Source organism: Oligoflexia bacterium (assembly GCA_034439615.1).
GTDB lineage: Bacteria > Bdellovibrionota > Bdellovibrionia > JABDDW01 > JABDDW01 > JAWXAT01.
This window is the reverse complement of the sequence record JAWXAT010000043.1, coordinates 1-9,470: the sequence shown is the minus strand read 5'-3', so window position 1 is coordinate 9,470 and position 9,470 is coordinate 1. Positions and strand designations below refer to the sequence as shown.

Below are 9,470 nucleotides of genomic sequence, written 5' to 3'. Positions count from 1 at the left end.
GGATTGCGGGGCTCGCTGGCCAATTAGTTGTTGAGTGGTCAGAATGATTTCATTAGAGGATGTCGTCAAAATTGGAAGTGCTCTATCAGGTTTTTTTGTTCTGGTTTACGGGCTAATCCGAAGTCTCATTATTTTATATTTTAAAACCGCACAAAAGCGTGACGATGAAAAAGACCTTGCTCTTAAAACTTCAATTCACACCCTAGAAGATCTCATCTGTGAAATTCAAGAGCGTATTGGACAAATCCAAAATAATTTAAGTTTTCAAGTTAACGATCTAAATAAAAATTTCACCGAAAAAATCCACACTCTTGAGAAACTCCATACCGCTTACCTGGGAGAGTTAAGTCTTATTCATGAACGAGTTAAAGAAAATGGCAAAGACTATACGTCTATTGTTGAAGCGTTAAAAGAGTTTGTAATTTCGGCTCAGACACGTTTTGAAAAAGTAGAATCAGAGCTTGTTCAAATTGGAAAAGAACTTTTTATGGTCAAAGGAAGGTCAAAACGTGATGACAAATAGAATGATCAACAAAGTTATTGTCCACTGCTCTGACACTTTAACAGGAGATGTTGATTCGATAAGAAAATACCACATGAGCCCGCCTCCAGACGGTCGTGGCTTTCATGATATTGGCTACCATTATGTGATTCTCTCCGATGGCACGATTCAAACAGGGCGTCCTGAGAATGAAGAAGGCGCTCACTGTGAGCATCATAACATTGATTCTATAGGAATTTGTCTTGTTGGAAAAATAGAGTTTACGCTTCTTGCTCTTGAATCTTTGAGAGTTCTCACAAGAGCCATTCTTTTAAAAAATAATCTGAAATTTGAAAGCGTCTTTTGTCATTACGAATTTGATACAGCAAAAATTCAAGGGAAGACATGCCCAAATCTTCCTGGGTGTCTTGTTAGGGCTTACATTAAAAACGAGGAGGATAATCATGCTTCAGCAAGCTAAAGATTTTATCAATCACAATGGGGGAGCTTTACCGGCGCTGGTGGTTTTAATCGCATGCTTTAATGTGGTGACCACTGGCATTTCAACAGTTCTTCAAAAACTTGGAAATGTTACTGAGCCCGTAAAAGATGCTCAAGGGAACATCGTTAAAGAACCAAGTAAAATTCTTGTTCTATTAAATAAGCTCTCCCTTTTTTCACAAACAGCGATTGATTGGCTCCAAGGGAATAAAGCGCACTAAAATGGGATTTTTAGAGTTTCTAAAATCCCTGCCCGCCATCATTGGAGCTCTCATTGAACTTAAGAAAATGTGGGATGAGTGCATTCAAACAAATGAGCGGCGGGAAAAAATCAAGGAACTATCGGAGGGCCTGCGTGAAGCAAGGGAGAAAAAAGACACTTCGCGTGTTGAAAATCTGCTTCGCAATATCACTACTGGCGCAAAGTAGGTGCGCCACTCCCAGCAGGCCTGATTTCAATGGTAAGGTGTACTTAGGAGATTCGCAAGCCCATGCGCTTATCCGTGGTTCAAGTGAAAACCAGATCGCTTGCGATGATCCTAAATTTGATGATTTTGTTTGCATGCCGCAGAAGGATTTCGAAGATTTAATCAATGCACTTTTACAAAGAAATAGCGGAAAAAATTATTGATGTCGTGCCCAGGCCCGTAGTTTTTCTAAAGCATCTTTTTCGGGATAGGTCATGTCTCTCCAGGAGCGGCCTGTGAGTTGCTGATAAGATTCAATAACCGATTCAACGAGGCGTTGTTTAGCGTGTGGGTCAAGCTTTAAAGTGCTCATAACAGTCTGGAGCTGGGTTAAGTTTAAAGCTTCCCTGATGCCCGAGAGTTGGCTGATATCTGTTTTTGTTGTTTGGACTTGAGAAATAGCATGATCGATTTTGCCCTGATCTCCCTGTTGTCTTGGATCAACTCCAATTTTTTGAAGAAGGGTATTAATTTGAGAGAGCATGGAGCCCGTGATTCTCTCATTTGTAGCAAAAGCATCTGGATTATATTCGGCTGATATGTTCGCTACTGAATCGATCATCTGGGAATCCATTTTCCTAAACGTCGGTTTGTTACTTGAGAGTTTAGCATTTTGCGAAAGTGTCTTAAGAGTTTCGTTGACCTGATCGCCAATACTTACAAAGTTCATATTAATTTCAACGCCCGACGGAATTGTTTTCCGTTTGGCTTCTAACTGTTCCATGTTAATAGCAGACCCACCATCAGTAAACAGCACCATGTTGGCTTTCTTGAATAGTTTTTCGCGGCCTTGAGCTGATTTATTTTTATAGCTTGTTGCAATCAGTTCATAAAAATTCTCAACTGCCTTTTGAATATCTGTTCCACCTGAAGTTTGAGTTCTTAGTGTCATGCGACGTGAAAGAAAGTTTTGGGCATCTTCACGAGCCGCCACATGGACACCTTGCAGGAGATTGTCATTGAACGGAATGAGGTAAATCTCATGGGTTGGGCGGCCTATAGCATCGGTTTCGCTGAGTGCCTTATCGACGAAAGCCATAAGAAGGGCATCTTGGCTTTCAATGGGATGGCCATTCATCGATGGAGAAACATCATAATAGATAACAGAGACTTTTCTCTCCAGGGGATTTTTAGGATTAATAACACGCCTTGTTTCAAGACTTCCGATGGCAAATTGACGACCCTGAAGTGTTGGTGCAAACATATGCTCCCCTGGCCTTAACGTCCAAAGCATCTTTGCAAAATCAAGAGGACTTCGTGTGATAACAAGATCCTGGCGTGGCTTTGGAGTATAGCTTCTATTTAAGGTAGGTTCGTCTTTCCATTGTGGTTCTGGAGTTGAGTTAAGGGTCATATCGACAAATTCGTTGACTGCAGCCATTTGTAGAAGGGGTTTTAACTTTCCAGCTACAATATCTTGAGCAAGTTTATTGTTTGAGAGCGTTCCTAATTGGTCGTAATCTTTTCCATATTGTTTTGCCAGCCAGCTTTTTGAAATATGCCCTGGCAAGTTTTTTAAGAGCTCCTGAACAGCATCATATTCTTTGGAGTTTTGATGTTTAATTTGATCTAGGCTTCTAACTATTCCCTCAATGGAGTGGAGAGCTTCTGTCTCCTGTTTTGTAAGGCTTCGATATTCGCTTAGTGCCAAGAGCAACCTTTGTACTGCCATTAGTTTTTGCTTGCCTTCACGGGCATTATTTTGACTAAATTCAACCCGGACTTCTGAGAGAGAATTTTGCAATCCACTAAATTTAACAAATTTTGAATCATTCAAAAGAGTTGATATTTTCCCTCTTGATCTTTCAACCTGATTTTTCCAATTAGAGTTTTCTGATAAGGCGTCTAATACTGTATGAGATTCAGCTTGAAATGAGGTCTGATAACCATCGTGGATGAGATGTTCTAGAAGCATAAGCTCATTTCTTTTGAGAACCCGATCAATTAGAGCTTGATTTTGCTCTCCTTTTTTTCGCTGAGTTGATTTTGTATTTAAAATATCATCAATTTTTTTACTACCCGGCGCACCTTCACCATCTTGATCTTGCTCTTTTTTCTTGCCTTCAGTTCCGTTTCCGTCTTGTTTATCTTTTGAATCTTTACCTTCTTTTTTATCGTCTTTGCCGGAATCTTGGGCAGCATCTTTAGCCCCATCCTTGTCGGAATCTTTCTTTTCTTTGCCCTCTCCCTTGCCTTTAGATGGTTGGCCATTATCTTTTGGCGGCTGTTGTTTTTGATTTTTCTGATCTTTTTGATCCTTTGGCGCTGGCTCTTCACGGTCAACATCAGTGGGTGATGATTGGCTGTCAGGAGTGTTATTTTTAGGGGTCATATCAAAGGGAACCCAGTGTTTCCCATCATGGACTTCTACCCAAGCATGTGCTGGATCTGCTGATTTGACGACATGCAATGTTTCTTGATTTACCATTTTGGTTCCGGCGGAAGTTCGACCGCCCGCAATGCGAACAGGAATATTTAAGACATCCCTTAGAAGAAGAGCCCCTATCCAGGCCGCTCCGTCGCAATTAAAAGCTCCCACCTGGGCCATTGCCATAGGTTTTGGCATCTGCGTGAGCAACTGATTAAACCTTTGATCAATTTTTGTGAGATCACCTTCACTGATTTTATCGCCTTTGGAATAATATAAAAATCCACCCTCTTCTGAAATATATTTTTCTAAACGCGTGGCGGCCTCAAGGGGAGGCAGACCTTTTAAACTCTGAGCAAAGAGAAGCAAATGCTGTGGCCAGAAATTTAGTTCTTGATGATTAATCGGTTTTGGCTGTGTTGGGAGATGGGGTTCATTGGTAATACGAGCAAGACCCAGGGTCACAGGATTTTTTGACGATACCTGAACTTTAAACTCACCTGGTCCAACTTCAGCAATTTTGTGATCTGCATACTTACCGGGGATTAGGGTGTAACCATAGGGCACAGGAACATCAACCACCGTTTCCCCTAAAGGATTGATGATTAGTTTTTTTGTAAATTGATTCGTGTATTGAGTTTGTTCCCGCTGGACTGGTACTGATGACCAGTCTTTTAAATTGAATTGATCATAAATTTTTTGCCGAAGCAAACGCTTGTAAACATTAACGTCAGTCAAAACGATATCTACATTTTTTTTCTTTTTACCCTTACTATCGTTGGCCAAGTCTTTATTTTCAGGATTATATTTGTCGGTTGTTTTATTCCATTCGGGATCTTCTTCTTCCTGGTCTTTGTCATCCTTCTCGTCTTTCTTTTTTTCTTTCTCTTTTTCTTCCTTCTTTTTTTGCACTTCCTTTTGAATGTCTTCTTTAGTTTTTGGAAATTCAACCCTGGTTTCTATAGGTGAAATGAGTCTTAGGGCCTCAAGCGCTGCAAAAGCTTGAAGATCAGAGTGGGGCTTTTGGCTGATACTGATTAATTGATTCGCTGTGATTCTTTTGATCTGGATAAATTCGGCGTGAGATAAAACACGTCCCTGATCGATCTGATTTTGTAGGCTTACTAGTTCTTTTAGGAGGGGAAGTTCCGAGGCCATTCGTTTAAAAGCTGCCCCAATCTTATCTGGGTTTTGTCCCGCAGTTTCGAGGGTATGCTCAAGGTGACTGACATTTTTTTGTAACGCTTGTCTAATCTTTAACCACACCTGGGGCCGGGGAGAAACGTCAGATTTCTTATAAAGATCGGCCCACTTTTCACTCTGATTCTGTGTTTGAGATTGTGGATTATTAACTAAATTCGAGAGGATTGCCGCGCACTTGATCTGATCAGTGCTTCCAGCTCCAGGTGTAGACCACACCGAAAGCATAACTAAAAATAAAATGAAGAAGTGACACTTTTTGTACATGCTTCATTGAAGGATGCAGGAGATATACCACCGCCACAATCAAATTGACCGTGTGGCACGCTTCATGAATATTACACTTCATAAGACACCATTAATTAAGAAAGAGTTTATGAATTGGATGCGACTAAATAAAAAAATAGTAGGGGTTTTTATTGGCTCCGCATATTTCTTTTCCGGGCATGTCGTATTGGCAGCTACATTAACAGTCCCACCAGAAAGTTGTGCAGTCCTACTTGATGAAGTGGCATCGGGCCATCATCCAACACATATTGCATCCACGGCTAAGAAAACTACTGGAGACGCTTGGACAGATTCAGTACAAGCTTTGAAACAGATTGATCAGACAGTATATGGAAGACATCAAGTTATTGAAGCTCTCACCACAGCTATATTAGCCAAAGAATTTGTATGGATTAATGGTGAGCCTGGTGGGGCTAAGACCTTTTTATCAAGGATCATGTTTCAATCGGTCTTGAATGCGATTCCCGAAGCGGATAAAAAAGTTTTTGTGCTTCAGTTTCATAAGTTGATTTCTGAGGGAAAAATCACGGGCTTTCAAAAATTCTCTTCTATGATGAAAGATGGAAAATATGAAATCGAGACGGAATCATCTCTTGTCGGAGACCGCTTTCTATTCTTGATTGCCGATGAAGCTGAAAAGGCAAATCCTGCAGTTTTAAATGCGCTTTTATCAGTATTAAATGAGAGAAAGGCTTTTTTAGGAGCCAAGGTTGTAGACGCCGTTTTATCAAGCGGTGTTTTTACTTCAAATAAAACCACCGGCGAATTTATTCAAGGGTTCTTAAATGATCGTCCATCAGGTGAAGCACTGCTTGACCGTATGGCAGTGAAGATCCATATACCCAATCAACAACTGAGTGCCAAAGAAACTGTCGCCATGTATGACTTGGTAAAAAATCCTGGAAAATCTAAAATCACGCTCCCTCTCAGAGAGCTAGAGGCTGTGGTTGCAAAAGTCAAAATCCCTGATGACATGATGGCTGAGATCGTTTCTATTGCCCGTGAATTTGATCGCTATGTGACAAATAAAGCCGATCAATCTAAGACGCAAGTTAGGTATGGGGAAAGGGATTCTGAATATTTCCCGGCCAATCAGTTTTCAAATCGTTCTGTCAGACGCCTTGTTCAAATTTTTAAATCCGCCCTTGTAGCCCACCAATTGATGGAGGGCGTGCCCTTTGATCAGATGAGACTAACACCCCAACGACAAGATTTAAGTCTCCTTGCTTTAAGTGCCCTTTATGCAGGGCCATCAGGTCTAACGCTTAAAACCTATAGCGTCACTGAAGTAAGTGATGGAATCACTGTTACCTCTACGCATGGAACATCTTCTAAAATGGCTGTTCATTATAGCCCTTTTGACGGACAACTCCTGCTCCAAGACGGTTCTGGTAAAACCCAATTTGCCTATGGTTTAAATGGAAATTCATGGGTCTTGAAATCCAAATCTCCAGAATTTGCCGACTGGTCGATTGATACCACTGGTTTTGCAGCACTCGCCCCCAAAATTAAAAGTGTGGTACAGGCCAATAAAATTGATCTCTCAAAACCACAATTTGAAGTTGATAAAAATATTGATCAGCTTCTTGCCAAAGGCACCGTAAAAGAAAGAACAAGGGTTGAACTTGAATCTATAAAGAAGGATCTTGAGCAATTCGCAAATGTCCTTAGTCAGCATTTTGATAAAGATCAGCCAGCAGTGAGAGCGCCTCAAGAAAAGCTACTGCCTCAGCGAAGTGAGAAAGAAAAAAGACAATTTAGACGTGAAATGCTTGCAGCTAAAGTGGAAGAGCGCGTCTCTCGTTATTATGATTGGATGGGTTACGAGGTAAGAGCCCTTAAGCAGCGGTTTGTTGAGCTTGATTATTCTATTGAAGCCCATCTAACAGGAATTTTATCTGACAACCATCTCTATGTCTTCGGGCCTCCAGGCGGAGCAAAAACTGCGCTGGCAGAAGTTATTTTAAAGTCAGAACTTAAAAAAATGAATACTGATAAAGTAGATCAGTTTGTAAAGAGCACTTTAGCTGCTGTAGGCCATGATCAAAAGTTTGTCCGGGCCATTTTAAAACGAGTGCGGGCAGGAGAACGGCCTGAACAATTTGATCGATTTCTTTTGCAGTTTCACAAACTTCTTCCCGAAGGTGTTTTGATCGGCTTTCCAAAGGTTGAAAAGCAGCTCAACGAAGGTAAAGAAGAAATTGAAGTTTCAACATCACTTGCGAATCAAAAATTTATTTTTGCAATCTTAGATGAGGTTGATAAGGCCAATCCTCAGACCATTACTGCCCTTTTATCCATTTTAAATGAGCGGGAGGTTTTTGCAGGGAATCAGGTTATTAAAACAGCCCTTAGGACAGCTATTCTCACCTCTAACAAAATGCCCAGTGAATTTCTAGATTCTTACCATGAAGATAGATCCACTGGTGAAGCAGTAATGGATCGAGCCCCTAACAAAGTTTTCGTGTCCAATAAGATTTCATCTGAAGAAGCCCTGACGCAATTTCTTATTAATCTAGAAAAAGGTATTTCCCCAAGCTGGAAAGGCCTTTTGGCCATTGGCGAGCTAGAGCCTATAGTAAAACAGGTCGAATTTGAAAATCCGGCGTTAAAAGAATTGCTCGCAAAAGTGCATGAGAAATTCTTAGCTTCAAGGATTAACAAAGAAGAAGAAACTCGAAAAGCTCACAAGATGGATCCAAGGGAATTTCCTGACTATTACGTTTCAGCTGCAGGAAGTGCTTCGGATCGAACAGTGATTAGACTTTTTGATCAATTAAAAGCCCGTTTTATTGTTCATCAGCTCATGGAAGGTGTTGCTTTCAAAGATTTGAGAACCACCATTGAGATGAAGGATCTGGGGCTATTTTTTGAGGGCCTGGGATATTGGGCTCCACAAAAAATCTCGCACTCTTATGGTCAAGACGGTTTACTCCATTTTTCAAATAGTTCGCCGGTAATTGAACGCTTGATTAGTTCAGGCGTTGTGGATGCCAGAGTAAAATTCCATTTAGAAATGATGCTTGATGAGGCAAAAGACTTTGTTCAGGTATTAAACTCTGTGACCCACGAGTTTATGGATTCATATAAAAAAGAAATTACAAAATATCCTGATCTTTTCCCAAGCCTTTTTGTTAGCGATAAATCGCGCCCAACTGTTGCCCCAGCGATGAGCGGCCAAAGGCCCAATTTAACTCCCGACCTTCAAAAGTCAATCAACCAGGCAATTAAGGACTTATCTCAACTAAGACTGAATCTTGATGTAGCAAAATCGAAAGGCCACACTTCCCCTGAAATAACTGCCCTTACGAGTGATTATAAAAAGAAGGAGCAGGCTCTCGTTGAATATCTTGAAAAATACAAGATCATGACAAGGCCAGAGCTCGTGGCACAAATGAAGCGCGAGATTGAAGACGCTCAAAAACTAAAACAAAGTGATCGTCAAAAAGAAGACCGAACGAAGGAAGAAGAAGAGCGCCGTCGAAAAGAACAAGAAGAGCAAATTAAAAATTCTGTAGTTGATGGAACTAAAGGGATCCTTAATAGAGTTGAGCCTGGCTCGTTCAAAATGGGCGAAGTAGGTAGCCAAATCAATGTCGAAATCAGTAAGCCTTTTGACATGATGGCCACCCCAACAACGCAAGTCGTGTGGAAAAAGGTAGCAGACCTGGCGAATAAGATTCCTGGCAAACTTGGCGGAGTGTTTGGTGCCAAATATAAAATCAATGCTGATCCCTCTAATTTCAAGGGGGATTTACATCCTGTAGAAAAAGTTTCATATGAAGAAATTAAAACATGGATCAGTGCTTTAAATGATTTATCTCAAGCCGGTGACCCTGCTCTAAATGATCTATTTCCTGGCCATAAAAAGGGTGACGTCTATCGTTTGCCTTCAGAGGCCGAATGGGAATTCGTTATAAGAGGACGGGGTCAGTTTAATGATGCTTTTCATTTTGGCAATAATGAGGCAGATCTTGGCAAGTACGCATGGTTTAGCGGTAACTCCGGGAGCACTACCCACCCTGTAGCTAAAAAAGATCCCCTCATAGTTAACGGCAAAGAATTTTACGACATGCATGGAAACGTCTGGGAGTGGGTAGAGGATGCGTGGGCAGACAAGCTCCCAGGTGGAAAAGACCCCGTGGTCAACAACGGCTCCCACCGT

General features: G+C 41.2%; 6 protein-coding genes. 5 read left to right on the top strand and 1 reads right to left on the bottom strand.

The features are described 5' to 3' along the window. Window positions 1-43: 43 nt before the first annotated feature. The 4 genes from SGI74_10400 to SGI74_10385 are packed head-to-tail and all read left to right on the top strand — an operon-like array spanning window position 44 to window position 1,613. Window positions 44-523 (top strand): hypothetical protein, encoded by a 480-nt coding sequence (locus tag SGI74_10400; protein ID MDZ4677904.1) that lies wholly within the window; start codon window positions 44-46, stop codon window positions 521-523. Continuing rightward, a complete protein-coding gene (locus SGI74_10395; GenBank protein MDZ4677903.1) occupies window positions 513-962 on the top strand; it encodes an N-acetylmuramoyl-L-alanine amidase in 450 nt (149 codons plus the stop codon). The genes SGI74_10400 and SGI74_10395 overlap by 11 nt, the downstream gene beginning before the upstream one ends. Next, entirely contained in the window at window positions 946-1,203 is a 258-nt protein-coding gene (locus tag SGI74_10390; protein MDZ4677902.1) for a hypothetical protein, read from the top strand. The genes SGI74_10395 and SGI74_10390 overlap by 17 nt, the downstream gene beginning before the upstream one ends. Window positions 1,204-1,256: 53 nt before the next feature. Beyond that, window positions 1,257-1,613, top strand: coding sequence for a hypothetical protein (locus SGI74_10385; protein ID MDZ4677901.1), 357 nt, complete (start codon window positions 1,257-1,259; stop codon window positions 1,611-1,613). Here the strand turns inward: SGI74_10385 and SGI74_10380 are convergent. Then, window positions 1,607-5,083 carry a hypothetical protein gene (locus SGI74_10380; GenBank protein MDZ4677900.1) on the bottom strand — a complete coding sequence of 1,159 codons (3,477 nt, stop codon included), beginning with the start codon at window positions 5,081-5,083 and terminating at the stop codon, window positions 1,607-1,609. The genes SGI74_10385 and SGI74_10380 overlap by 7 nt on opposite strands. Before the next feature lie 265 nt (window positions 5,084-5,348). Here SGI74_10380 and SGI74_10375 point away from each other — a divergent pair. After that, window positions 5,349-9,470 (top strand): SUMF1/EgtB/PvdO family nonheme iron enzyme (locus tag SGI74_10375; GenBank protein ID MDZ4677899.1); only part of this gene is annotated, 4,122 nt, incomplete at its 3' end.